This window comes from Streptomyces sp. NPDC046866 (assembly GCF_040704625.1).
Lineage (GTDB): Bacteria > Actinomycetota > Actinomycetes > Streptomycetales > Streptomycetaceae > Streptomyces.
On the sequence record NZ_JBEYXN010000024.1, the window covers coordinates 1 to 23,405 of the forward strand.

At 75.3% G+C, this 23,405-nt stretch carries 22 protein-coding genes; 9 read left to right on the plus strand and 13 right to left on the minus strand.

Going from position 1 to position 23,405, the window contains the following annotated elements; genetic code table 11:
* Window positions 1–177 precede the first annotated feature (177 nt).
* Window positions 178–1,179, minus strand: coding sequence for a LacI family DNA-binding transcriptional regulator (locus tag AB0953_RS28105; RefSeq protein ID WP_366862366.1), 1,002 nt, complete (start codon window positions 1,177–1,179; stop codon window positions 178–180).
* 98 nt (window positions 1,180–1,277) lie between these two features.
* Between AB0953_RS28105 and AB0953_RS28110 the strand changes: the two genes are divergently transcribed.
* Complete coding sequence (locus tag AB0953_RS28110) at window positions 1,278–3,260, plus strand: amidohydrolase (RefSeq protein ID WP_366862367.1); 1,983 nt, start codon at window positions 1,278–1,280, stop codon at window positions 3,258–3,260.
* A 69-nt stretch (window positions 3,261–3,329) separates the two neighbouring features.
* Here AB0953_RS28110 and AB0953_RS28115 read toward each other — a convergent pair whose 3' ends face one another.
* Window positions 3,330–4,214, minus strand: coding sequence for a haloalkane dehalogenase (locus AB0953_RS28115; protein WP_366862368.1), 885 nt, complete (start codon window positions 4,212–4,214; stop codon window positions 3,330–3,332).
* 98 nt (window positions 4,215–4,312) lie between these two features.
* On the opposite strand from AB0953_RS28115, the gene AB0953_RS28120 reads away from it, so the two are divergent.
* Together AB0953_RS28120 and AB0953_RS28125 are read left to right on the plus strand one after the other, a co-directional pair.
* Window positions 4,313–4,804: a MarR family transcriptional regulator gene (locus AB0953_RS28120; protein WP_366862369.1), complete on the plus strand. Its 492-nt coding sequence runs from the start codon at window positions 4,313–4,315 to the stop codon at window positions 4,802–4,804.
* A gap of 111 nt (window positions 4,805–4,915) precedes the next feature.
* Window positions 4,916–6,445, plus strand: a complete 1,530-nt coding sequence (locus AB0953_RS28125) for a UDP-N-acetylglucosamine 1-carboxyvinyltransferase (protein ID WP_366862370.1) — start codon at window positions 4,916–4,918, stop codon at window positions 6,443–6,445.
* A gap of 146 nt (window positions 6,446–6,591) precedes the next feature.
* Here AB0953_RS28125 and AB0953_RS28130 read toward each other — a convergent pair whose 3' ends face one another.
* Window positions 6,592–7,152, minus strand: coding sequence for a hypothetical protein (locus AB0953_RS28130; protein WP_366862371.1), 561 nt, complete (start codon window positions 7,150–7,152; stop codon window positions 6,592–6,594).
* Window positions 7,153–7,437: 285 nt separating this feature from the next.
* Window positions 7,438–8,322, minus strand: a complete 885-nt coding sequence (locus AB0953_RS28135; protein ID WP_366862372.1) for a hypothetical protein — start codon at window positions 8,320–8,322, stop codon at window positions 7,438–7,440.
* A gap of 212 nt (window positions 8,323–8,534) precedes the next feature.
* Between AB0953_RS28135 and AB0953_RS28140 the strand changes: the two genes are divergently transcribed.
* Window positions 8,535–8,735, plus strand: a complete 201-nt coding sequence (locus AB0953_RS28140; protein WP_366862373.1) for a ferredoxin — start codon at window positions 8,535–8,537, stop codon at window positions 8,733–8,735.
* Window positions 8,732–9,247 carry an NUDIX hydrolase gene (locus AB0953_RS28145; protein ID WP_366862374.1) on the plus strand — a complete coding sequence of 172 codons (516 nt, stop codon included), beginning with the start codon at window positions 8,732–8,734 and terminating at the stop codon, window positions 9,245–9,247. The genes AB0953_RS28140 and AB0953_RS28145 overlap by 4 nt, the downstream gene beginning before the upstream one ends.
* 30 nt (window positions 9,248–9,277) lie before the next feature.
* Here AB0953_RS28145 and AB0953_RS28150 read toward each other — a convergent pair whose 3' ends face one another.
* Complete coding sequence (locus AB0953_RS28150) at window positions 9,278–9,916, minus strand: NAD(P)H-binding protein (protein WP_366862375.1); 639 nt, start codon at window positions 9,914–9,916, stop codon at window positions 9,278–9,280.
* A 59-nt stretch (window positions 9,917–9,975) separates the two neighbouring features.
* Here AB0953_RS28150 and AB0953_RS28155 point away from each other — a divergent pair, with 59 nt between their 5' ends.
* From AB0953_RS28155 to AB0953_RS28170, 4 genes are all read left to right on the plus strand, one after another.
* Window positions 9,976–10,341, plus strand: a complete 366-nt coding sequence (locus AB0953_RS28155) for a helix-turn-helix domain-containing protein (RefSeq protein WP_366862376.1) — start codon at window positions 9,976–9,978, stop codon at window positions 10,339–10,341.
* A 138-nt stretch (window positions 10,342–10,479) separates the two neighbouring features.
* Complete coding sequence (locus AB0953_RS28160) at window positions 10,480–11,094, plus strand: excalibur calcium-binding domain-containing protein (RefSeq protein WP_366862377.1); 615 nt, start codon at window positions 10,480–10,482, stop codon at window positions 11,092–11,094.
* 118 nt (window positions 11,095–11,212) lie between these two features.
* Window positions 11,213–12,658: a cytochrome P450 gene (locus AB0953_RS28165; RefSeq protein ID WP_366862378.1), complete on the plus strand. Its 1,446-nt coding sequence runs from the start codon at window positions 11,213–11,215 to the stop codon at window positions 12,656–12,658.
* 331 nt (window positions 12,659–12,989) lie between these two features.
* Window positions 12,990–13,712, plus strand: a complete 723-nt coding sequence (locus AB0953_RS28170) for a DUF1963 domain-containing protein (protein ID WP_366862379.1) — start codon at window positions 12,990–12,992, stop codon at window positions 13,710–13,712.
* 230 nt (window positions 13,713–13,942) lie between these two features.
* On the opposite strand, the gene AB0953_RS28175 is transcribed toward AB0953_RS28170, so the two are convergent.
* From AB0953_RS28175 to lanL, 8 genes are all read right to left on the minus strand, one after another.
* On the minus strand, window positions 13,943–15,742 hold the full coding sequence (locus tag AB0953_RS28175) for an ABC transporter ATP-binding protein (RefSeq protein WP_366862380.1): 1,800 nt from the start codon (window positions 15,740–15,742) through the stop codon (window positions 13,943–13,945).
* On the minus strand, window positions 15,721–17,538 hold the full coding sequence (locus AB0953_RS28180; protein ID WP_366862381.1) for an ABC transporter ATP-binding protein: 1,818 nt from the start codon (window positions 17,536–17,538) through the stop codon (window positions 15,721–15,723). Before AB0953_RS28180 ends, AB0953_RS28175 begins: the two co-directional genes overlap by 22 nt.
* A gap of 187 nt (window positions 17,539–17,725) precedes the next feature.
* Window positions 17,726–17,842: an ALQxL family class IV lanthipeptide gene (locus AB0953_RS28185; protein ID WP_366862382.1), complete on the minus strand. Its 117-nt coding sequence runs from the start codon at window positions 17,840–17,842 to the stop codon at window positions 17,726–17,728.
* A gap of 155 nt (window positions 17,843–17,997) precedes the next feature.
* Window positions 17,998–18,114 carry an ALQxL family class IV lanthipeptide gene (locus AB0953_RS28190; protein ID WP_366862383.1) on the minus strand — a complete coding sequence of 39 codons (117 nt, stop codon included), beginning with the start codon at window positions 18,112–18,114 and terminating at the stop codon, window positions 17,998–18,000.
* A 93-nt stretch (window positions 18,115–18,207) separates the two neighbouring features.
* Entirely contained in the window at window positions 18,208–18,318 is a 111-nt protein-coding gene (locus AB0953_RS28195; RefSeq protein ID WP_366862384.1) for an ALQxL family class IV lanthipeptide, read from the minus strand.
* Window positions 18,319–18,399: 81 nt separating this feature from the next.
* Entirely contained in the window at window positions 18,400–18,516 is a 117-nt protein-coding gene (locus AB0953_RS28200) for an ALQxL family class IV lanthipeptide (protein WP_366862385.1), read from the minus strand.
* Window positions 18,517–18,522: 6 nt separating this feature from the next.
* Complete coding sequence (locus tag AB0953_RS28205; RefSeq protein ID WP_366862386.1) at window positions 18,523–20,349, minus strand: prolyl oligopeptidase family serine peptidase; 1,827 nt, start codon at window positions 20,347–20,349, stop codon at window positions 18,523–18,525.
* The gene (gene lanL / locus AB0953_RS28210) at window positions 20,346–23,180 is read right to left on the minus strand and encodes a class IV lanthionine synthetase LanL (protein ID WP_366862387.1); all 2,835 of its coding nucleotides are present in this window, start codon (window positions 23,178–23,180) and stop codon (window positions 20,346–20,348) included. The genes AB0953_RS28205 and lanL overlap by 4 nt, the downstream gene beginning before the upstream one ends.
* Between the last annotated feature and the right edge of the window lie 225 nt (window positions 23,181–23,405).

Genomic DNA, 23,405 nt, shown 5'->3' on the forward strand with positions numbered 1-23,405 from the left:
GGCGGGCGGTGGGGGGGGGTGGGGGCGGGGAGCCGGGTCGGCGGGGGCGCCGCCCCCCCCCCCCCCCCCCCGGGGCCCCCGGGGGCCCGCCTCCCGCCTCCGCGGCCGCGGGACCGCGCAACCAGCCCCGCCGGCGATTGAGGCGGGGGCCCGGGCGGAGGGGAAGGCGGAGGCGGGCTATCGGCGGCGGTGGGTCGAGGCGCGGGGGGTGAGGGTGGTCGGGACGGGGGCCGGCGGCGCCGGGGCGTCGTCCGGCCGCTCGACCAGGGCCACGAGGGCGGCCACCGCCCGCTCCCCCACCAGCTCCGGCCCCAGGCTCAGCGTCGTCACCGCCGGCTCCCCCCACCCGTACCCGGGATCCTCGCTCGCGCACACGAGCAGCAGCTCCTCCGGCACCCGCAGCCCGTGCCGCGCGGCAGCGGCCAGCACCTGTCGCCCGCCCGGGTCGTACGCGCAGTGCACGGCGTCGGGCCGCTGCCCGGCCGCCGCGAACAGGGGGTCGAAGGCGTGCCCCGCCCCGTCCTGCGGGTCGAACGGAACCACCAGCGGCGCCATCCCCCGCTCCGCGCACCACCGCCCGTACGCCGCGCCGACGGCCGCCGTGTAGTGCTCCCGCCCGTACGCCGCGTGCAGCGCGATGCGCCGGGCCCCCGCTGCGGCCAGGTGGTCCAGCACCTCCCGCGTGGCGGCCTCGTGGTCGTTGTCCACCCACACGTCCGCGGGCCGGGGATCCGGCGGCCGCCCGTCGAAGACCAGCGGCAGCCCGCGCGCCCGCAGGGCCGCCAGCACCGGATCCCCGGCCGGGCTGTCGAGCAGCAGCATCCCGTCCACGGCCAGGGTGTGCCACAGCGGCTCGGCACCCCGCTCGGCCGGCAGCACGGTCAGCGCGTAGCCGTGGGCGTGTGCGGCGGCGGTGGCCGCCGTCAGCAGCCGCGAGAAGTAGGCGATTTCGACGAAGTTCCAGGCGGAGCCCGCGTACGTCGTCACCGCGAGGCCGAGCGTGCGGGTACGGGGACCGCGCCGGGCCGCGCTGTAGCCGAGGGCGGCCGCCACCTCGCGGACCCGGCGCCGGGTGGAGTCGCCCAGCCGCCCGGTTCCGGCCAGCGCGTGGGAGACCGTCGCCGTGGAGACCTCCGCGGCGCGCGCGATGTCGGCGATGGTCGGTCCGGGCCCGGGCACCGGGCCATCGTACGGATTTCGTCGGCGCGGGCGGGTTCTGGTTAACCCCTTAATCACCCAGGGTCCAGCTACCGATCCCGCGACGTCTGGAGTGGCCCGTGCCGGCTTCCGCCCCCGCTTCCGCCCCCGCCCCCGCCCCCTCCCCTTCGCCCGCCCCCTCCCCCTCGCCCCTGTCCCGCCGCGGCCTCCTCGCGGCCGCCGGGGCCGCCGGCGCGGCGGGCCTGTTCGGCGCGGCTCCGACGGCCGCGGCCGCGGCCACCGCGGCCACGACGCCCGCGCGCGGCCGCGGTTCGGCCGCCCTGGTGATCCGCAATGCCCGCGTCTTCACGGGAACCGGCTCCCCGGCGCCGGTCGAGGCGGTTGCGGTCGGCCGGGACGGAAAGATCCTGGCCACCGGCACCGGCGCGGCCGTACGCCGCCACGCCGGCCGGGACACCGAGGTGGTCGACGCCCGCGGCGCCACGGTGATGAGCGGAATCCACGACGGCCACGTCCACCCGCTCGGCGCCGGCGACCGCTCCCTGCGCCCCTCCCTGGAGAGCGCCGAGACCACCGTGTCCCGACTCCTGGAGCTGCTGGCGGGTTTCCTCGCCGACACCGGCGGCGCGCAGGCCGAGCCGGACCGCTGGCTTGTGGTGGAGGACTGGAACCCGGTCGGGCTGCTGCCCACGGGCACCGCCCCCCACCACACGGTGCTGGACGCCCTGCCGACCCGCCGGCCGGTGGTCCTCGTCGGCGGCGACGGCCACAATCTGTGGGCCAACCGCCGGGCCCTGGACCTCGCCGGGATCACGGCGGCCACCCCCGACCCGGTCGGCGGCCGGATCGTGAAGGGCCCCGACGGGCAGCCGACGGGCGTCCTCAAGGACGACGCCCAGGACCTGGTGAAGCGGCACGTCCCGGAGCCGTCCACGGCCGAGCTCGTCGCGGCCTGCGCGAAGGTGCTGGAGCTGGCGGCCGCGTCCGGGGTCACCACGATGATGGACGCCCTCGTGGGCCGGCACGAACTGCTGCTCTACCGGGCCCTGGCCGAGGGCCGCAGCCTCCCGCAGCGGATCGTGCCCGCGATCCGGCTGGATGCCGAGCAGACCCGGGACCCGGCGGCCGCCCTCGCGTACGCGCACGGGCTGCGGCGGGAGTTCGAGGGGGTGGCGGGGCTCCGGTTCGGGACGGTCAAGGTGTTCCTGGACGGGGTCATCGAGTACCCCGCGCAGACGGCCGCCCTGCTGGAGCCGTACCTCGACGGCAACGGCAGACCGACCGCGAACCGCGGCGAGCTGTACGCCTCGGCGGCGGACTACGGCCGGCTCACCGCCGCCTTCAACCGGGCCGGCTGGCAGATGCACGCCCACGGGCTGGGGGATCGCGCGGTACGGACCGCTCTGGACGGATATGCGTACGCGGCCCGCGAGACCGGACGGCGCGACGCGCGCAACGCCGTGGCGCACCTCCAGCTCGTGGACCCGGCGGACCTGCGGCGGTTCGCGCCCCTGGGCGTCGCGGCCTGCATGCAGCTGCAGTGGGCGGCCCAGGACACCTGGACGATGGAGGCGCTGCTGCCGTACATCGGCCCGCAGCGGCACCTCCGGCTGTACCCGGCGCGCAGCCTGGAGCGGGCCGGGGCCCGCCTGTCGGGCGGCTCGGACTGGCCGGTGGACGCGCTGCAGGTGTGGAACCAGCTGCGGACCGCGATCGACCGGCAGGGCGCGTACGGGACGGGGCCGCTGTACCCGGAGCTGGAGGGGCTGGGCCGGAGCTCGGTGCTGCGGATGCACACGGCGGGGACGGCCTGGCAGCTGCGCCAGGACTCCCTGACGGGCACGGTGGAGCCGGGCAAGGAGGCGGACCTCGTCCTGCTGGACCGGGATGTGACCCGCTGTCCGGTGGCCGACATCAGCGGGACCGGGGTACGGCTGACGCTGGTCGGCGGCCGGGTGGTGCACGACGCCGGATCGGCGGCGGGGCGTGCGGCCGCGGCCCGGGCGGCGCGCGCCGCCGCCGGCCCGCGGCCGGCCTCGTACGCGGCGGTCCACGGCGGCAGGCACCGCGCGTGCGGCTGCACGGCCGGCGGCGGCCACTGACGGGGCGGGGCGCAGTCGGGCAGGACCGGAGGGGCCGGTGGGACCGGCGGCGCAGCGGCGGGTGAGGGCCTATGCGCCGAGCCCGTGCCGCGCCGCCCACCCGTTGACGGCGGCCGCGATCTCCCGGGGCCGGTCCTCGGGGCACAGGTGGGCCGCCTGCCCGCAGTACTCGGTCTCCAGCGCGGAGACGTTCTCCTCGCACCAGGCGGTCAGGGCCGGGCCGACCATCAGGGCGGGCGAGCCGTCGAAGGTCAGCAGCAGCTTCGGCACCTCCGGGCTCGCCGCCAGCCAGGCGTCGTACGCCTCCACCCGGGCGACGACGTCGGCCGGTTCGCCGCCGAGCGGCATCGACCGGGCCCACTGGAGCATGGGCAGGCGGCTCTCGCGGGTCGGGTAGGGGGCGGCGTAGACGGCGCGGTCGGTCTCGTCGATCCCGGTCAGGACCGTCTGCCGGATGCTGTCCTCGATGAAGAGGTTCCGGTCCAGGACCATCTCCTCCCCGACGCCGGGGGTGCGCAGCGCCTCGAAGCGGGCGCGGGCGCCCTCGGGGTACTCCTCCCAGGTCATCGGCCGCAGGATCGTTTCCATGAAGGCGACGCCGCGGACCCGTCCGGGGTGGCGGGAGGCCCAGTCGAAGGCGAGCGCCCCGCCCCAGTCCTGGCCGACGAGGACCACGTCGGCCAGGCCGAGGGCGTCGAACCAGGCGTCCAGGTAGCGGGCGTGGTCGTCGAAGCGGTAGGCGCCACCGGGCTTGCCGGAGCGGCCCATGCCGATGAGGTCCGGCGCCAGGAGGCGGACCCGGCCCTCGTCCACCCCCTCGATCCGGGGCAGGACGCCCCGCCAGAGGTGGGAGGAGGTGGGGTTGCCGTGCAGGAAGACGAAGACGGTCGCGGCGTCCGCCGCGCCGCGCTCCTCGTAGTACATCGTCGAGTCGAGAACGCCGACCGTGGCCATGAGAGCCCCCCTCAGATCAATGAGTCCACCTAACGTTCGTGGCACCAACGAAACTACATTGTTAGTCGCACCAACACAAGCGCCGGTACGATCCCCCCATGAGCACCGAGGAGCACCAGACCGTTCCGCCGCGGCTGCGGGAGCTGCCCAGCCGCCTGCTGGCGCAGGCCGCCACCCACGCCCAGCGGCTGGTGGCCGAGCAGCTGACCACCGCGGACGCGCGGACCTGGCACTACGCGACACTGGTGGCGCTGGATGCGTACGGCCCCGCCAGCCAGGCCGGCCTGAGCAGCCGCACCGGCATCCACCGCAGCGACCTGGTCGCCGTCATCAACGAACTCGCCGAACGCGGGCTGGTGCAACGGGCCCCCGACCCCGCCGACCGCAGGCGCAACACGGTCTCCCTGACCACCTCCGGGCGCGGCCGGCTGCGCCGGCTGGAGCAACTCCTCGACACGGCCCAGGAGGAACTCCTGTCCCCTTTGTCCACGTCGGAGCGCACCCAGCTCATCCGCCTCCTCGGCCGCATCGTGGACCATCACGCGACAACGGCAGCCCCCATGCCGCAAACTACCCCTGACGCTCCATAAGCCTGCGCAACTCCCACAACCCCGCACAACTCCCACAAACCGGCGACACGCACCACCCGTCCACCCGACCCGCTTCGGCCCTCATCTCATATCTGAGATACGGTGCTCCCCATGGCAGACGACTACCTCGTACGCATCGGCAAGCTCATCCGTGACGCCCGGCAACACCGTGGCTGGACGCAGAGTCAGCTCGCAGACGCCCTGGGCACCAGCCAGAGCGCCGTCAACCGGATCGAGCGCGGCAACCAGAACATCAGCCTTGAGATGATCGCCCGCATCGGCGAAGCGCTCGACAGTGAGATCGTCTCCCTCGGCTACGCCGGCCCGATGCACCTGCGCGTCGTCGGCGGCCGCCGCCTGTCCGGCGCCATCGACGTCAAGACGAGCAAGAACGCCTGCGTCGCACTGCTCTGCGCCTCGCTCCTGAACAAGGGCCGCACGGTGCTGCGCCGGGTCGCCCGCATCGAGGAGGTCTACCGCCTCCTGGAGGTCCTGAGCTCCATCGGCGTGCGCACCCGCTGGATCAACGACGGCGTCGACCTCGAACTGATCCCGCCGGCCGACCTCGACATGGACGCCATCGACGCGGAGGCGGCCGTGCGGACCCGGAGCATCATCATGTTCCTGGGCCCGCTGCTCCACCGGATGGACCAGTTCCGCCTGCCCTACGCGGGCGGCTGCGACCTCGGCACCCGCACCATCGAGCCGCACATGATCGCCCTGCGCCGCTTCGGCCTGGACATCACCGCGACCGAGGGCATCTACCACGCCAAGGTCGAGGCCGGCGTCAGCCCGGACCGCCCGATCGTGCTGACCGAGCGCGGGGACACGGTCACCGAGAACGCCCTGCTCGCGGCGGCCCGGCACGACGGCGTCACCGTCATCCGCAACGCCTCCTCCAACTACATGGTCCAGGACCTGTGCTTCTTCCTGGAGGCGCTCGGCGTACGGGTCGACGGCGTCGGCACCACCACCCTCACGGTCCACGGCGTCCCGAACATCGACGTGGACGTGGACTACTCCCCCTCCGAGGACCCGGTCGAGGCGATGAGCCTGCTCGCGGCCGCGGTGGTCACGGAGTCGGAGCTGACGATCCGCCGGGTCCCGATCGAGTTCATGGAGATCGAGCTCGCGGTCCTGGAGGAGATGGGCCTCGACCACGACCGCTCCCCGGAGTACTCCGCCGACAACGGCCGCACGCGCCTGGTCGACCTGACGGTCCGCCCCTCGAAGCTCGAGGCGCCGATCGACAAGATCCACCCGATGCCGTTCCCCGGGCTGAACATCGACAACGTCCCGTTCTTCGCGGCCATCGCGGCCACCGCCCAGGGCAAGACCCTGATCCACGACTGGGTCTACGACAACCGCGCCATCTACCTCACGGACCTCAACCGCCTCGGCGGCCGCCTCCAACTCCTGGACCCCCACCGCGTCCTGGTCGAGGGCCCCACGCGCTGGCGCGCGGCGGAAATGATGTGCCCCCCGGCCCTGCGCCCCGCAGTGGTCGTCCTCCTGGCCATGATGGCCGCCGAGGGCACCTCGGTCCTGCGCAACGTCTACGTCATCAACCGCGGCTACGAAGACCTGGCCGAACGCCTCAACTCCGTGGGCGCCCAGATCGAGATCTTCCGCGACATCTGACTCGCGCAGATCAGGACAGTTCCGTCCTTCTCGACCGCCCGTGGGCCGTCGCCGGTGTCTCTGCCTTCGCGCAAGACTCCGTCGGCGGCCCTCCGCGCTCGTGTCGGCTGTCGCCCGAAGGGGCCTGACGGCTCAAGGTCCGACGGCTACACGGCCGCACGGACGGAGAAGTCGAGCGCTTCGCGGGCCGCCACCACGAAGGCATCACGGCTGCTTCGCGCCTCCCTGCGGCGCTGGTCCGTCAGCGCGCGGTGTTCCGCGATGCGGGTGGGTGCGGCAGAGCACACGGCGTCATGAAGCCGACGCGTCGCGCCCCAGAAGGCGTTCACCGTCTCGTAGAGCTCCCGGACAGCCGCTCCCACCTCTGCGGGCCCTTCCAGGAAGGCCACGTGCATCGTGCTCAAGAGCACGGCCCGGTCCGCGCGCGCCTCGTCCAGCAGCAGCGAGAACGCCTCCGCCTGGCCGGCGACCGCGACCATGTCACCGAGCCTGCTGTGCAGTACACCGGCGGCCTTGGCGAACTCCGCGTACGCCTGGCGACGCTGCTGGTACCGGTGCTCGACCTGCGCGTGCCGAAGCTGGTCCCGCTGCATCTCACGGTTCAAGCGGGCCTGGGTCCTGGCCGCAAGGGCCGTGAACCAACCCGTCGTTGCACTGGCCACCACGGCAGAACCAGCAGCGATGACAGCGGCCCAGGATGCATCCATGGCGCCGAGGGTATGCGCGGAGGGTCAGGATGAGGAGGGGAGAACGCGGCCCGCCGGGGCCCGACCGTCTCACTCTCCGTACCGACCGGTAGAGGCTTTCAGCGTAAGGGCGATGGCTGGTGCGTCCTCGGCGCCGCCTCGCAGAGTCCCACCTTCACCGTCGCCTGGCGGTGGGGCTGCTGGGCCGGCTCCGAAGACGGAGACGGCTCCGGCAATCCGGCGCCGTACCCGTCGACCACGCCTTGACCCCGGCCCCGCAGGGCCCGGTCGACGAGCAGGGGACCGTCAGGGCCGGGGCGCCAGGGGTGGGGGGAGGGTGGTGAGGGTGCGGTCCGGGGTGTTTGCGGCGAAGGCCTCGGGGGTCGGGTAGAAGAGCCAGGTGCCGTCGCGGCGGGCGGCCACCGGGTCCGACCAGTGCTCGTGCGGTTCCGGGTCGACGACGTGGGTGGTGTGCGCGGCCACGTCGTGGATCACCAGGGAGAGGATGTCCGCCAGGATGCCCATCGCGGAGTGGCCCTGGCGGGGGTGGTCGGCCGGGCCCGCCATCTCCACGACGTAGTAGCGGTCGTCCACCCAGTACCCGGTCTCGTCCAGGAACGTCGGCGCATCGACCCGGACCCCGTCCACCCACAGCATCACCGTGGAGTACGGGCCCTCCACGACCACCGCCCGGTGGCGGTCGTCGGCGGTGAAGTCCGCGCGCATCCCGAGCGAGGTGTAGCAGTCGACGAAGCTGCTGCACGCGCCCGCCACCGGGCCGTGGCGCTCCCGGCGCGCCTCGCCCGGCGCCGGCGGGACCGGGTCCAGGGAGCAGGTCTCGGGGGCCCGGCACGAGCGGTCGACGCGGCGGTTGCAGCCGAGGCCGAGGGCCGCGAAGTCGCGCGGCGCCAGCCGGGAGAGGACCTCGCCCAGCCGTTCGCGGTACGCGCTCTCGCCGAGCAGGACGCGCAGCCGGTCGGCGTCGGCCCACCACATCCGCGCCGTCAGCGCCTCGGGCGAACGGCGCAGCCACGCCTGCCAGTCCGCCATCCGGCCCCAGGCCTCGAACACCGCCGGGTCGACGCCCCCCGCGTCCGGCTCCCCGGCGCCGCCGCTGCCCTCCGCCCCTTGCGGGCCGTGGTTCCCGGCGTCGTCGTCCGTCTTCTTCCCGTGCTTGCGTCGGCGCCACATGCGCACCACCCCCAGGGCGCCGATCGTAGGGCGCCGGACGGTCGGGCGCCTGTCCATTGCGGGGCGTGCACGGCCGCCCCGGCCCGGCGCGCGGTGCCGGCTCGTCCGTGGGGGTGAACATCGGGGCGGCTCGCCCGGACGGGCAACGCTGCACGCGATCATGGGCAGCGCATGCGTCCGCGTGCGCCGAGGGCTCTCGAAGGGCAGGATCCATGGCCGACAGGATCAGCATCGACAGCAGCGTCTGCATCGGCAGCAGCCAGTGCGCGCTGAGAGCGCCGGGGGTGTTCACCAGCGACGACGACGGATTCGGGATGGTGATCCCCGGCCGCGAGGACGGTGCGGGCGAGCCGATGCTGAAGGAGGCCGCCCGGGCATGTCCGGTACAGGCGATCACCCTTCCGGGCGAGTGACCTCCGGCTGGCTGCCGCCGGAGCAGTTCGCCGAGACCCTGCCGAAGGCCTCCGCCTTCGCCTGCCTGTTCTTCACCGACGAGCACGAACGCCCGGTGCAGCTGCATGCGGTGTACTCGCGCAGCCACCCGTGGCAGTGGCCCGGCGGCTGCATGGACGAGGGCGAGCGCCCCTGGGAGACGGCCCTGCGCGAATGCCGGGAGGAGACCGGCATCGTGTACGGGGGTCCCCCGCGGCTGCTGGCCACGGTCTTCGGCCTGCCGGGCCGGAAGTGGCCGCTGAGCACGGTCGGCTTCGTGTTCGACGGGGGCCGGCTCACCGCCGACCGGATCAAGGCCATCACCCTCAACCCGGCCGAGCACGACGACGTACGGGCCCTGGCGCCGGAGGAATGGCGCACCCTGATGCCGGCCCGGGACTTCGAGCGCCTGGAGGCGGTCATGCGGGCCCGGCGGACCGGCGAGACCGCCTACTTCGACACGTGGGACTGGGGGGAGGACGGCGGGGACTGACGCCCGCCGCCCCTGCCTACCCCCGCCTGTTCACTTCTCCTTCTGCGCTCCCCCCGTCACTCCGGCGTGGGTGGCGTGCAGGGTCGGGGCCTCGGCCTCGTCGACCACCGCGCGGGCGAAGTCGGCGGGGGTGATCCGGACGTCCGCCCGCGCCGGGGCCAGGGCGTAGCCGCCGGCCGGCACCCCCTCGTGGTCGAAGTCCCCGGCGGGGCTGAGCACCGCCCAGTCGAGCCCGGCCGGCGCGGCCGCACGCAGGGCGTCGGTGCCGGCGCCGTGGCCGACGTAGAACTCCCGCCACTCCTGCGGATACCCGGGGGTGTCCATCAGCAGCTCTCCCGTCGCCGTGGGCAGTACGGAGGCCAGCCCGACGGAGACCAGGCGCCCCACCCCGGCCGCCGGCAGGCCCTCGGCGAGGGCGCGGGCGACGGCGGGGAAGTACGCGCCGGGCGGGGCGGACGGGTCGTACACGGCGACGACGGCCGCGTCGTGCCCGGCGGCGAGGCGGGCCACATCCGCCGGGTCGGTGACCGAGCCGTCGGCCCGTCCGGCCTCGGTGACGGCGTGTCCGCGGCGCCGCGCCTCGGCCACCACGGCCCGGCCGGTGCGGCCGGAGGCTCCGAACACGATGAGCTTGAGGGGCAGTTCTTCTCGGGGCTGTGTCTGCGTCATGCCGGCGACCTTAGGAGAGGGGCTGGTTACCGATCGGATACCGGCCTAACGTGGTGATCATGACGACGTCGAAGCCCCGGCCCCTGGACCCCGACCTGTTCGACCCGGTCTGCCCGTCGCCGCTGGTGCCGTTCCGTCTCGGCGACAAGTGGGCCGCGTCCGTGCTGCGCTGCCTGGAGGGCGGCCCGCGCCGGTTCTCGGAGCTGAAGGTGCCGCTGCGCGGAATCAGTTCGAAGTCGCTGACCCAGTCGCTGCGGCTGCTGGAGCGGGACGGATTCGTCGTACGGGAGGAGGCCGGCGGCTACGCGCTCACCGCGCTCGGGCGCGGACTGCTCGGCCAGTTGGACGCGGCGTGTGCGTGGACGCGCGAGCACTGGGACGAGCTCATCGACGCCCGCGAGGCAGGACTGGCGGCCGGGCTCTGACGGACCGGCTCCGCGGATTGGCCTGAAACGGGATCCCCGGCCGGGCCGGGGCGCGCGTACGCTGCGGCGGTTCTCGGCAAGCTTGATCGTGACAGCGTGATCTGGGGGGCCTGCATGTTCCACCGTCGTGGATTTGCCGTGGCAGCGGCCGTGGGGGCGGTGGTGCTGCTGGGGAGCGGGTGCGAGGATCCGGCACCGGCCAAGGCGGACGGGCCGCCTGCCGCCGCACCCGCGCCGGTGGCGAGCCCCCGGCCGGTGATGCCGGAGCTGGTGGGACAGAGGTTCACCGACGCCGAAGCCGCGGTGAAGAAGCTGGTCAGCGCCCCCGTGGAGGCCCGCAGCGCCTACACGGACGTCTCCCTCGCCGGCGACCACGCCCAGTGGGCGGTGTGCTTCCAGACCCCTGCCGCGCAGAGCCCGCTGCCGCCGGGTACCGCCGTCGAGCTCACCCTGGTCGCACCGGGTACGGCCTGCCCCGCGCAGGCGGGGGCGGCGCTGCACCCGTCGAAGAGCCCCACCGCCCCCGGGCCGGCGGCCTCGCGGTCCGCCGCCGGCACGACCGGCGGCTCGGGCAGCAGCAGCGGCAGCGGGGGCTCCACCGGCAGCAGCACCGGCGGCAGCGGAGGCGGCAGCGTCAGTTTCAAGAGCTGCGCCGAGGCCCGCGCCGCCGGGGCCGCCCCCATGCGGCGCGGCGAGCCCGGGTACAGCCGCAGCCTCGACCGGGACAACGACGGGATCGCCTGCGACACGTGAGCGCACCCGAACGCGGGACGGCAAGGGCGGAATTCGGCCTGATGGCCGGGCCGCCCTCGCCCGCGGTACCGCGGAGCAGGCAGAATCGGCCCGTCGGTACGGTGTCGAGGGGGCGGCCATGGCAGTCGGAGCACACACGGATACGCAGGCGGCGGGCGGTGGCGGCACGCAGGCGCCTTCCCTCGCGGGAGTGCCGCTGCTGGGCTCCCTGTTCGACCTGAAGTCGGACTCACTGGGCACCTACCTGCGGGCCCAGCAGCAGCACGGCGACGTCGTACGGATCACGGCCGGACCGCCCGGGCTGCGCGCCGAGCTGTACTGCGTCTTCTCCGCGGAGGGCGCACAGCAGGTCCTGGCCTCGGAATCGGCCAACTTCCGCAAGGACAACTCCTTCTACGAGGAGATCCGGGAGTCCTTCGGCAACGGCCTGCTGACCAGCCAGGACGCAGACTACCTGCGCCAGCGGCGCCTGGTGCAGCCGCTGTTCACCAAGCGCCGGGTGGACGGGTACGCGGGCGCCGTCGCCGACGAGACCCGAGCCACCCTCGCCGCCTGGGAGCAGGCCCCCGGCGGCACCGTGGACGTCGCCGACGAGATGATGCACCTCGCGCTGCGCGCGGTGGCCCGCATCCTGTTCGGCACCGATGTGGACGCCACCGTCGACGTCGTCGACCGGTGTTTTCCAGTCATCACCGAGTACGTGCTGCGCCGCGGCTACTCCCCCGCCAACATCCCCCGCAGCTGGCCGACACCGGCCAACAAGCGGGCGGCCGCGGCGATGGACGAGCTGTACGCGGTGTGCGACCGGATCATCGCCGAGCGCCGTGCCGCCGCCGGCGGCACGGGCGAAGGGGGCCCGGGCGAAGGTTCGGCGGGGGCGGGCCGGGCGGCCGGCGATGACCTGCTGACCCTGCTGTCCGCCGCAACGAGCAGCGAGGACGCCGCCTTCGACGCAGCCGAGCTGCGCGACCAGGTGCTGATCTTCCTGCTCGCCGGGCACGAGACCACCGCGACCTCGCTCGCCTTCTCCCTGCACCTGCTGGCCCGCCACCCCGAGCACCAGGCCCGGGCCCGGGAGGAGATCTCCCGCGTGCTCGGCGACCGTACGCCCGAGGCCGCCGACATGGAGCGGCTGCCGTACCTGACGCAGGTGCTGAAGGAGGCCATGCGGCTCTACCCCGCGGCCCCGGTCATCGGCCGCGGCTCGGTCGCCGCCACCGAGGTCGGCGGGGTCACGATCCCGGCGGGCGCCGACGTCATCCTGGCCCCGTGGGTGACGCACCGCCACCCGCGGTACTGGTCCGACCCGGACCGCTTCGACCCGGACCGGTTCGCTCCGGAAGCGGAGGCCGCCCGGCCGCGGTACGCGTGGTTCCCCTTCGGCGGCGGCCCGCGCGCCTGCATCGGACAGCACTTCTCGATGCTGGAGTCGGTGATCGCGCTGGCGATGCTGCTGCGGGCGTACGAGTTCGAGGCCGTCGACGTGGACGTGCCCGTCAGCGTCGGCATCACCCTGCGGACCGACGGGCCGACGCGCTGCCGCATCCGGAGCTTGGCCGGGTAGCGGCCGGGCGGCCATCACGGATCGGAGGCACGCAGGCCGCCGCGGGCGCTGCTGCCGGGCTCCCCGGCTTCGCCGTCCCTGCTGCGCCGGCTCGGCGGCTTCTTCCTCGTCCGGTTCCTGACCGCCCTGCCGGACGACCTGGCCGACGCGGCGGCCGCCCTGTTCGACCCCCTCGAACGGCTCGGCCGCCTGCTGGGGCGGCTCGGCCACGGCCCCGCCCTGCGCGGCGGACCGGGCAGGGCGGGGCGCTTCGCGCTGGCGCTGCACGGGTTCCACCGGGCGCGCCGGCACGCCGAGACGCGGGGCCCGTACGGCACCTAGTGTCAGGGCCATGACGACCCTGATGATCGACTCCGGTCCGGCCGCCGCACCGGATGCGCCGGTGACCCGGGTGGGCGGGGTGCCCCTGGCTCCGGCGGGCACGGCGTGGCCCCACTGCTCGGCGTGCGGGGGGCCGATGCAGTTCCTCGTCCAGATCCTCCTGGACGACGTCGGGGGCGCCGCGCGGCCGGACGGGGCCGCGCCGGGACCGGTGCTCGCCGTGTTCGCCTGCCAGAACGACCCGGGCGGGTGTGCGGACTGGGACCCGGCCTCGGGCGGGAACCGGGCCCTGCTCTTCCCGGCGGAGGGCCTGGAGCCGATCCCGCTGCCCAGGACCGACGACCCCGCCGAGGAGTCCGACGAGGAGTCCGACGAGGACGACGACGCGTACGACGACGCGTACGACGACGAGGAGAACGTCCTCCTGCTCGAAGGGACCCGGGCCGTAGCCCGCGCCCGCGAGGAGGAGTCCGACTACCGCCGGGCCCGCGAGGCTTGGGCCGCCCGCTCCGGCCGCCCGGCGTCGGAGGTGATCGGGCAGCTCGGCGGCGCCCCCGCCTGGATCCAGTGGGACGACACGCCGTCGTGCCGCGCCTGCTCCCGCCCCATGCCGCTGGTCGCACAGCTCCAGGAAGGCATCGATCCCGGCCCGGTGATGAACTTCGGCAGCGGCAGGGCCTACGCCTTCGCCTGCGAGCCGTGTGCCGAGGCCGCCTTCCTGTGGCAGTGCTGAACCGGCGGTCGAACCGCGCTAGCTCGTCTCTTTCGGATCTTGCCGATCAAGCCCGCGCCGTCCGGTGCCGTGCATCGGCGTGTTGGCGGGGCGCCCTTGTACTGGACGTACTCGGGTGCACCGCCAACGCGGCGAGGTGCGGTGCCGGGCGGCGCGGGTCAGGCAAGATCCGGTAGAGATGGCCCAGCCGCGGCGTCGCTCGCTTCGGGGCCGCCGCGCCGTGGCACGGCTCACCGGTGGCTGCGGGAGGTTGACGTGGCGGAGGGCGCCGTGCCTTGCCAGTGGCCGACCAGGGTCGCGTAGTGCGGGGTGCGGGCCAGGAGTTCGGGGTGGGTGCCGAGGTCCGTTCGGGCTCCGTCGAGGAGGAGGACGCGGCGGGCGCGGGTGGCCGAGGCGAGGCGGTGTGCGATGACGATGAGGGTGCCGGGGCGGTCGGCGAAGGCGGCCTCGGCGCGTTCTTCGGCCACGGGGTCCAGATGGCAGGTGGCCTCGTCCAGGACCACGATCGGGGCGTCGCAGGCATGGACGCGGGCCAGGGCGATCAACTGACGTTCTCCGCTGGAGAGTTCGGTCGACGGGGAGTGCAGGTGGGCGTCCAGTCCGCCCAGCCGCTCGATCAGCTCGCCGAGGCCGACCGCCGCGGCGGAGCGCTCCAGGTGGGCCGGGGCGGCCCCGGGGGTCAGGTAGGCCAGGTTGGCGGCGAGCGTGCCGGGGAAGACGTACGCCTCCTGGGGCACCAGGGCGAACAGCCGGCAGCGTTCGGCCTCTTCGAGGGCGGTCACCGGCCGGCCGTTCAGGCCGATCGTGCCGGCGGTCGGCGGCAGGATTCCGGTGAGCAGGGCCGCGAGGGTGGATTTGCCGATGCCGCTGGGGCCCACGAGGGCGAGGTGGTCGCCGAAGGGGATGTCGAGGCTGAGCCCGTTCAGGACCGGATCGGCGTGCGGCCCGTACGCGAAGGCGAGCTCCCGGACGGCGATGTGCGGGGCCGCCCCGCGCAGCCGGGGCGCCGGGGAGGGGGGCGGCGCAGACGGGGCCGGCGGCACGGTGGCCGCCTCGGCGAGCCGGTGCAGTACGACGCCCAGCCGGCTCCAGTGCCCTGACACGGCGCCGGACAGCATCTGCAGGGCCGGCAGGAGGTGGGCCGCCACGTACGTGGCGGCGCCCACCACGGCTCCTGGGGTGACCTGTGCGTGCGCCACCAGCGCGGGGCCCGCCAGCAGCAGGAGCAGCAGGGGCAGGTGACCGCCCAACAGCACCACGGGCACTCGCAGTGCGGCCGCCAGGCCGACGGAGACCTGGGCCGTGGCCGCCGCGGCCGCCGCCTCCTCGACGATCGAGGCGGCGTGCCGGTGAGTCCCCAGCGCGGTGATGTCGCGCGAGGCACCGAGCGCCGCTCCGGTGCGTTCGGCGACCTGCTCTTCGGCCAGGACGAGGAGCCGGCGGCGGGCCGTCAGCCGGCGCATCGACCAGAGGAACACCGTCAGCGCCGGCACCAGCGGAGCCAGTACGAGCGCGGCGAGCAGCGGGTCGAGCGCGGCCAGCCCGATCACCGCGGCGACCAGTGACACGGTCAGCGGGCGGGCCGTGCGCAGCAGGGTCCCGGTGAGGTTGCGTACGGTGTCGACCTGGCCGTTCAGTTGGGCGACGGCCGCGGAGCCGGCGCCGCGCCCGGCGGTGGTCGCCCGCTCCAGCACCCCGCGCACCACGCGGCGTACGAGGGTGTCCCGCAGTTGTTCGACGACCTCGGCCAGGGGGGTGAACAGGGCGCGTTCGGCGGCGGCCCGGGCCAGGAACAGTGCGGCCAGCAGGGTGATCCAGGCCAGACCGACCCCCGGCCGCCCGGCGAGGAAGCCGTGATCGAGGGCGGCCGCGGTCCCCCAGCCTGAGGCCAGCGCGGGAGCTGCTTCCAGGACCGACCAGCCGCCGATCCGCCGCAGCGGTCCGCCGCTGCCGCTGAGCCCGTCGGCGAGCAGCCGCGCCGCGGGGGCGCTGAGGCCGAGGTGCGCCTTCACGGGTGTTCGCCGGGACACCGCTGCTCCTTCATCTGTGGGGTCGACGGGCCGGTACGGGTCACCACTGCGCCCGCCGGGCCGAAGACCGCCCGGTAGTCGGGGTCCGCCCAGAGCAGGTCGTGCGGGCCGAAGGCGCGGATCCGGCCGCCGTCCAGCCAGGCGACGACGTCGCAGCGGGCGGCGGTGGCGGGGCGGTGCGCGACCACGAGGCTGCTGCGGCCGGCCAGCAGGCCGGTGAGCGAACGACTGACCTCGGCTTCGGTCGCCGTGTCCAGCCCCGAGGTCGCGTCGTCCAGGACGTGCACCAGTCCCGGACGTACCAACGCCCGTGCCAGACCCAGGCGTTGGCGTTCGCCGCCGGACATCGGGGTGTGGTCGAGCGGGGTGTCGTAGCCGGCGGGGAGCCGTCGCACGAACCGGTCGGCCCGCGCGGCGCGGGCGGCCCGGACCACGTCGGCGCGGCTGACCCCGGGTCGGCCGCAGGAGAGGGCGTCGTGGACCGTCCGCCCGTACAGCTCGGGCCGTTCGAAGGCGTACACCACGTAGCTGCGCAGCCGGTCCAGGGGCAGACCGCGCACCGGGACACCGCCGATCGTGATCTCGCCCTCGTCGGGGTCGGTGAGCCGGCCGAGCAGCCCGGCCAGCAGGCTCTTGCCCGCGCCGGTCCGTCCCACCAGGGCGACGGAGGCACCGGCGGGCAGGTCCAGGTCGAGCCGGTGGAGCACGGGTGCGCCGGCGCGGCGGACGGTGACGCCGCGCAGCCGGACCGCGCCGTCGGCGGGTGTGGCGCTCGCCGTGCCCCCCGCCGCCGGTTCGTGCCGGAACACCTCGGAGAGGCGACGGGCTCCGGCGCGGGCCTGGGCGATCGCGAGCAGGGCGTCGATCTGGTCGACCATGCCCGAGGCCAGGGCCAGGTAGCCGGAGACGGCCAGAAGGCCGGCGGGGCTGAGGCGGGCGTGGGCCACCGCGAGGCCGGCAACCGCCAGAACCAGCACGTCGGTGAGGGGCAGCAGCAGTCCGAGGCGCCATACGACGTCCCGCTCGGTGCGCCACATCGCCCGGCCCGCGGCCGACAGGTGCGGCAGCGGGGCCAGGACGCGGTCCGCCTCCGTGGCCAGGGTGCCGGCGGCCCGGATGGTACGGACGCCGGCGAGGGCCGCCACGAGTGCGTCCGCGATCCGCGACTGGGCCCCGAGGTAGTCCTCCTGGGCCCGGCCCGCCTCCTTCATGAAGCGTTGGGCGATCAGAACCGTCAGCGGCATGGCCAGCGTGAAGACCAGACCGGCCTCCCAGTTCGTCCACCACAGGGCGATCAGGCCCGCCACCGAGCCCAGGAGCGCGATCGCGCTCTCGGCGGCCTGGGCGGGCAGAGCCGCGGCCATCGGCGCCGACTGGACGACCTGGGTGACGGCCTCTCCGACGGCGTACGGGGAGCGGGGCCCCAGCGCCAGCAGGTGACGTACCGTCAGTGTGCGCAGCCGGCGGGTGCCGGAGGCGTTGGCCGACGAGGCCAGCGGTCCGGCGGCGATTTCGCAGAGGGCGCCCGCGGCCAGTACGGCGGCGAGGGCGGCGACCGGGCCGCGGACGTCGCCGCCGTCGAGCACCGCGCCGACCGCGGTGGCGAGGAGGGCCGGAAGGGCGACGCCCACCACTGTACGGACCGCGATGAGGGCGGTCAGGACGGCCAGCCGCGGCCGCACGGGGGCCAGGGCGGCGTCAACCGGCCGGCGGCTGCCGGGCCCGCGCTCCCTCGGCCCGGCGTCCGGGGCGTCGCCGGTGCCGGTGCCGGTGGCGGTGCCGGTGGCGTTCTCCATGGCGGGCAATCCTTTCGGGAATCGACGCCCACCGGTCCGCCCCGCGGCGTGCGGGGCGGACCGGTGGTGGAACCGTGGCGGCGGGCCCGGCCGGGTGCGGCGGTCGTGACCGCCGCACCCGGCACCCGGCTCGGCGGTCACGACCGCCGGACCGGACCCGGCTCCGGCCGGGCCTGCCGGCCGGCTGTCAGGCGCCGGTGACGGTGCAGGTGCTGGGGCAGGAAACGCGGCAGCTGTAGCCGCAGACCCCGGCCTGCCCCTCTTCGGCGGGCAGCTGCTGCAGGGCGTCCAGGTCGAGCTCCATGACGGTGTTCCTCTCTGAGAACGGGTACGGCCGGCGGGTTCGCCGTCCGCGGTGTCGTACGGGCCGTGCGTGCGGTCGGCCGGCCGGCCGTCCGCTGGTTCCTGCGGGACGCGTGCGCGGTCGGCAGACGCGCCGTCCGCTGCTCCCTGCGGGACTTACGCGCCGGTGGCGCTGCACGTGATGTCGCAGCTGACCTTGCAGGAGATGCGGCAGATGGTCGTCTGCTCCTCCTCGGCGGGCAGCTGCTGCAGGGCGTCCAGGTCGAGCTCCATGGTGATCACCTTTCGATGGGTTGAGCGGGGTGTGTGAGGTCCCGCGAGCGGGCCGCGGGACGGTGCGGGGGAGTCCGGGTCACCGGACCGCCGTCACGAGGCGTCCTGCGTGTAAGGGCAGGTGATCTTGCAGGTGTAGCCGCAGATGCCGGCCTGCTCCTCCTCGGAGGGCAGCTGCTGCAGGGCGTCGAGGTCGAGCTCCATGGGTGTTCACCTCCTTTCAGGGGCCGAGGGGCCGAGGGGCCGTGGTGGTGCCGGGCGGGGGTCCGCTGCTGCGGGCCGCCGTCACAGCGGGTCCCCGCCCGTGGCCGGGCACGAAATGCAACAGGAGTAGCGGCAGGGCCAGTTGGCCTGCTCCTCCTCGGCGGGAAGCTGCTGCAGGGCGTCGGGATCGAGTTCCACCAGTGATCACCTCCCCTCGCGTCCGCGGGTGCCGGACGGCGCGGGCCTGCCCCGCCCGGTGAGGAACCGCACCACCGATGCGACGACCGGATCGTCGGTTCCGGCCCCGAGCACGGCATGGCCGCGGTCGGGAAGCTCCAGGTAGTGAAAGTCGGTGCCGGGGCGGCGGCCGAGGGCCGTCAGCCGGGCGGCCAGCGCCCTGGAGTGGGCGACCGGCACCGAGTCGTCGCGGGCACCGTGCACGAGCAGCAACGGCGCCTCCAGGGCGGGGGCCAGCCGCTCGACGTCGCGCGGTCCGAGCCGGTCGTGCAGGGCGGTCAGCCCGTCCAGCCGCTCGACCATGCCGCGGACCTGCTGCGAGCCGTCGGCGTGCAGCCGCGGGCCGGACAGGAACGGCGCCACCGCCGCGCAGGCCGCCCAGCCCTCGGGTTCGGCCGCCGCCGTCAGCAAGGCCAGGTAGGCGCCGTAGCTCACGCCGTACAGGGCCGGCCGCTCGCGCCGATCGCCCCGCACTCCGGTCAAGTGGCGTCCGATGGCGGTGACGTCGGCCAGGTCCGGACCGCCCCACGCGCCGCTGATGGCCAGCGTGTGGGCGGCGCCGTAGCCGGTGCTGCCGCGCTGGTTCGGGGCGACCACGGCCAGGCCGGCCGCTGCCATGGCCTGCAGGAGCGGGTCGTAGCCGAGGGTCCAGCGGCTGTTCGGGCCGCCGTGCAGGGCGAGCACGACCCGGGAGGCGGTGCGCCAGTCGGGCCCGTACACCACGGCCTCGACGGGACCGTCCGCGCCCGGGAAGGTCTCCAAGCGGGCCGGCCGGTGGCCCGGCCGGGCCGGTTCGGCGAGTTCGAGGGCGGTGCCGTCGGGCGGCAGCCAGCCGAGGGTGCGCGGCCGGCCCGGGTCGGAGTGGGGCAGCCACAGCCCGTGCCCGGTCCACGCCGCGGTCGGCAGCAGGTCCCCCGGCGGCATGTCGACGTGGCGTGCGGCGCCGGAGACCGGGTCCAGGACCGCGAGGTACGACCTTGCCCCGGAGGTGGTGAGCAGGGCCAGCCGGTCGCCGGTCGGGGCGAGCGCGAGCGGGTGGACGGTGCCGGGCAGACCGGTCTCGCCCCGGACCTCGCGCGCGGGCGCCGCCACGTCCACGTCCGCCAGGGCGAGGCGGCCGCCCTCCCGGGTGACCCGGGCCAGCAGCACCCGGCCGGCCGCCGCGGCCAGCACGTGGGCCGGATCACCGCCTGCCGTCAGGGGGCGGAGCCCGCCGTCGCGCAGATCGAGCACGACCGGCTCCGGGACGCCGTCGAGCAGCCGGGTGAACAGGACCCGGTCGCCGAGCACGGTCCCGCCGAGCAGCCTGCCCGGCACCCGGGCCCTCTCCTCGAACCGCGGCTCGTCCTCGCGCACCGCGACGACGAGGGTGTCGTCCGCGGCGCCGCCGCTCACCCCGAGGGCGAGCAGCCCCGACCCCGCGGGCGCGGGCAGCAGCCGCAGCGGCCGTGTGACGGGCACGGCGACGGTGCCGCGGGGGCCCTCGCCGGTCAGCCGGGCGAGCGACTGCGCGCCGCGCGCCCCGTACCAGGAGGCGAGCACGCTCGTGTCGTCGAGCGGGAGGAGCTGGGTCCAGGCCGGGTCGGTGCCCAGTGGCGTGCGCAGGACGGGCCGGGGACCCGCCGGGCCCAGGGTCCAGCCCTCGGCGACGTGGCGGCCGTCGGCGGCGGTGGCCACACAGGCGGCCCGCGTGCCGTCGGCGCAGAAGCGGAAGCTGCTGCGGACCACCGTGTCGGCGGCGGCCGGCACGGAGCGGCCCCCGGTCGGCGGCCGGACGCCGGTACGGGCGCTCACGGCCGCACCCGCGTACGGCCGGCCGGCTCGCCCCGGGAAGGCGCCGGGCCGTCGGCCATCCACGGCCGCGAACCGCCGTGCCGCAGGCGCAGCAGGAAGCCGAGAACGCCGCTCAGGCCGACGTTCCAGTCGGCGGTGACCTGCACACCGCTCTCGTCGGCGACGAGGAGGCGGCCGTCCCTGACGGTGTGCCGGGCGTACAGCGAGGCCGCCAGTTCCCGGGCCCAGTCCCGGTACGGTCCCCCGACGGCGTCGGCGAGGTCGAGCAGGAACTCGCCGTTGCCGGCCAAGCCGTGGCAGGCCGCGGTGGGCGAGGACCAGCGCGCGCCCCGGACCGCGACCGCGGCCTCCTCGGCGGCCCTCAGGTGGGCCGGGTCCCGGGTGTCCTGCCAGAGCCGGACCAGGAACGTACCGACGCCGGAGGCGCCGCTGCACCAGTGGTACAGCATGCCCGTGCCGGGCGCGTCGTCGCGGTCGCTGCGCCAGCGGGCCCCCCACGGGCCCCGTTCGGCCTCCGCCACGAGGGTGTTTCCGGCGTCGACGGCGGCGTCCAGGTACTTCTGCTCGCCGGTGGCCCGGGCGGCGGCCAGCAGGGTGTATCCGACACCGGCGACGCCGTGGGCGAAGCCGAGGTGGCGGATGCCCGCCAGGGCGGAGTCGAAGTCCTTGGGGACGGGCCAGTACACCCGGTCGCCGTCGTACTCGGCCGCGGCCAGCAGGTCGTCGGCTGCCTCGGCGGCCCGCCGGCGGAACTCCTCGCGCCCCGTGGTGTGCCAGAAGCGGAGCTGGGTCAGCGCGCTGCCGGCGGTGCCGTGGCAGACGTCCGGGTTGGGCCAGCGGACGGGGAGGGCGAGGGCCAGCTCGGCGGCGCGGCCGGCAAGGGCCGGGTCGTCGAGGCGCTGCGCGGCGTCGTGCAGCGCCCAGGCGGTGCCCGCGCGCCCGAAGTAGAGCCCGGGGAGCAGGCGGGGTACGTCGGTGCGGCGGCGGTCGAGCCAGCCGGCCACCGCGGTCAGGGCGGCGCGCAGCGCGTCGCGGTCGTCGGCGCCGGCGGCGGCGTGGGTGTCCGCGAGGGTCAGGAAGGCGAGCACACCGGCCGCGCCGTGCTGCACGCTGCAGGCGTCGGTGTCGTTGCCGAAGGGCGTGCTGGGCCACAGGCGCCGGGGGTCGTCGCCCGGGTCCGGGAGGGTGGCCAGCAGGTGGGCCAGACCGTCGTGGAGGAGGAGCTGCTGCAGCCGGGGATCGAGCCGGTCGGCGGGCTGCCCCCCGTTCGCCGCGTCCTCGTGCCGACCGCCTTCCACGGGCCGGTCGTCGCCGTTGCCGTCGGGATCGAGGTCGTCCAGGAACTCGCCCAGCCGGGCGAGGGTCCAGCGCGATTGCGGGTCGTCGGCGGTCAGTCCCAGCACGGCGGGTGCCATCAGGCGGGCGGCCAGGTTGCGGACGCCGCTCATGGCGAGCAGGCCGGCGAGCCGGGGGCGGTGGGAGGACGGCAGGGGCCGGTCCTCGGGGAAGGTAGGCGCGGTGCCCACGGCCACGTAGAAGAGGATGGCGCCGAGGGCGTAGAGGTCCGCCTCCCGACCGGGCACCGGGCCGAACCGCGGGCCGTGGAGCTGTTCGGGTGCGGCGAATCCGTCCGTATGGCCGCGCGTGGTCCACTGCCCGGGCCGGACCGCCAACTCCGGGTCGATCAGCCGCAGTTCGCCGTCGGGTCCCACCATGATGTTGTTGGGGGTGAAGTCCCGGTAGACCAGGCCCCGGGCGTGCACCTGCTCCAGAAGGGCGGCGAGCCGCCGGGCCGTCCGGGCCACTCGCGCCGGTTCGGGGCCCGCCAGGCGGTCGGTGCGGTCCAGCCCGTCCTGGACCCACTGGGTCAGGGTGGTGCCGGGCAGCAGCTCCTGGACGAGGAAGGTGTGGCCGTCGAGGTCGAACAGGTCCACGTGCCCGGCGGCGACGCCGTCGAGCTCCGCGAGCACGGCGGACTCGCGGCGCAGTGCGTCGCGGGCGTCCTCGCCCGTCACGCGGGTGCCCACGTGCGCCCGGGCCTGCTTGACCACCACGTCCGCTCCGGTGCGGTGGTCCAGCGCCCGGTAGACGCCGCCCCGGGCCGAGTGGCGGATCGCGTCGCGGATCTCGTACCGGTCGGCGAGCAGGACCGGTCCGGGCGTCTTGGGGGCGGAGGACCCCTGCGCCGTGGACGCGGTCGCCGCGGGCTCGGGGAAGGGCGACACGGCCCACGCCGGCGGGCAGAACCAGGGCTTGCGCAGGTCTTCCATGGTGGTGCCGTCCGGCGCCTGGACCCGTAGCTGGTGGCTGCCGTCGTTGGTCAGTACGGGCACGCCGCCGTACACGCCGTAGCGGTAGTGCACCAGGCTGCCCGGCCGCAGGCGGCGGTCGGAGAGGATGGCCGGTCCGGGCAGTCCGGCGGTGGCCTCGTCCAGGGCGGCGGCGAGGCTGCGGAGCTGCTCGTCGTCCCGCGGGTAGCAGGTGACGATCTTGCCGCACTGGGCCCGGTCGTAGCGGTCGGAGGTCATCTCCGCGACCATCGCGATGTTCTTGGCGAACTTGAAGCCGCAGCCGGCCGCGACCAGGACGCTCGCCGCGCGGTGCACCACCTCGGGCGCCGAGAGCCGGGTCGCGGACAGGTGCAGCTTCCAGCCCTGGACGCGCTCGTCCCGTCCGGGCGGCATCACCCGGCACCAGGCGTCGTCCTCGGTGACGGTCCAGCCCTGCGCACCCTGCTCGGCGAGGACCGCCCGTGCCAGGCCCTGCAGGCGGAACCCGTCCGCCGCGCCGGCCGTCGCCGGCTTCTCGCCCGACCCTTCGACCTGCCGCACCGCTGCCTCCCCTTCGTGTGCCGTACCGGCCGCGCCACCCCGTTCCGCCGGCCGGCGGGGGGTGCCTCGCCCCGGCACGTCGTGGTGCGGGGGGCCGGCCGTGTGACCCGGCGTCTGCCGGGCACGGGAAGGACGCTAAGGCGGCGGGTGCGCGCGCCGGATCGTGGATTCCCGCAGGAGGAACTCGTATCGGGCGCGGCGCGGCGGGGCTGCGGGAAACCACGA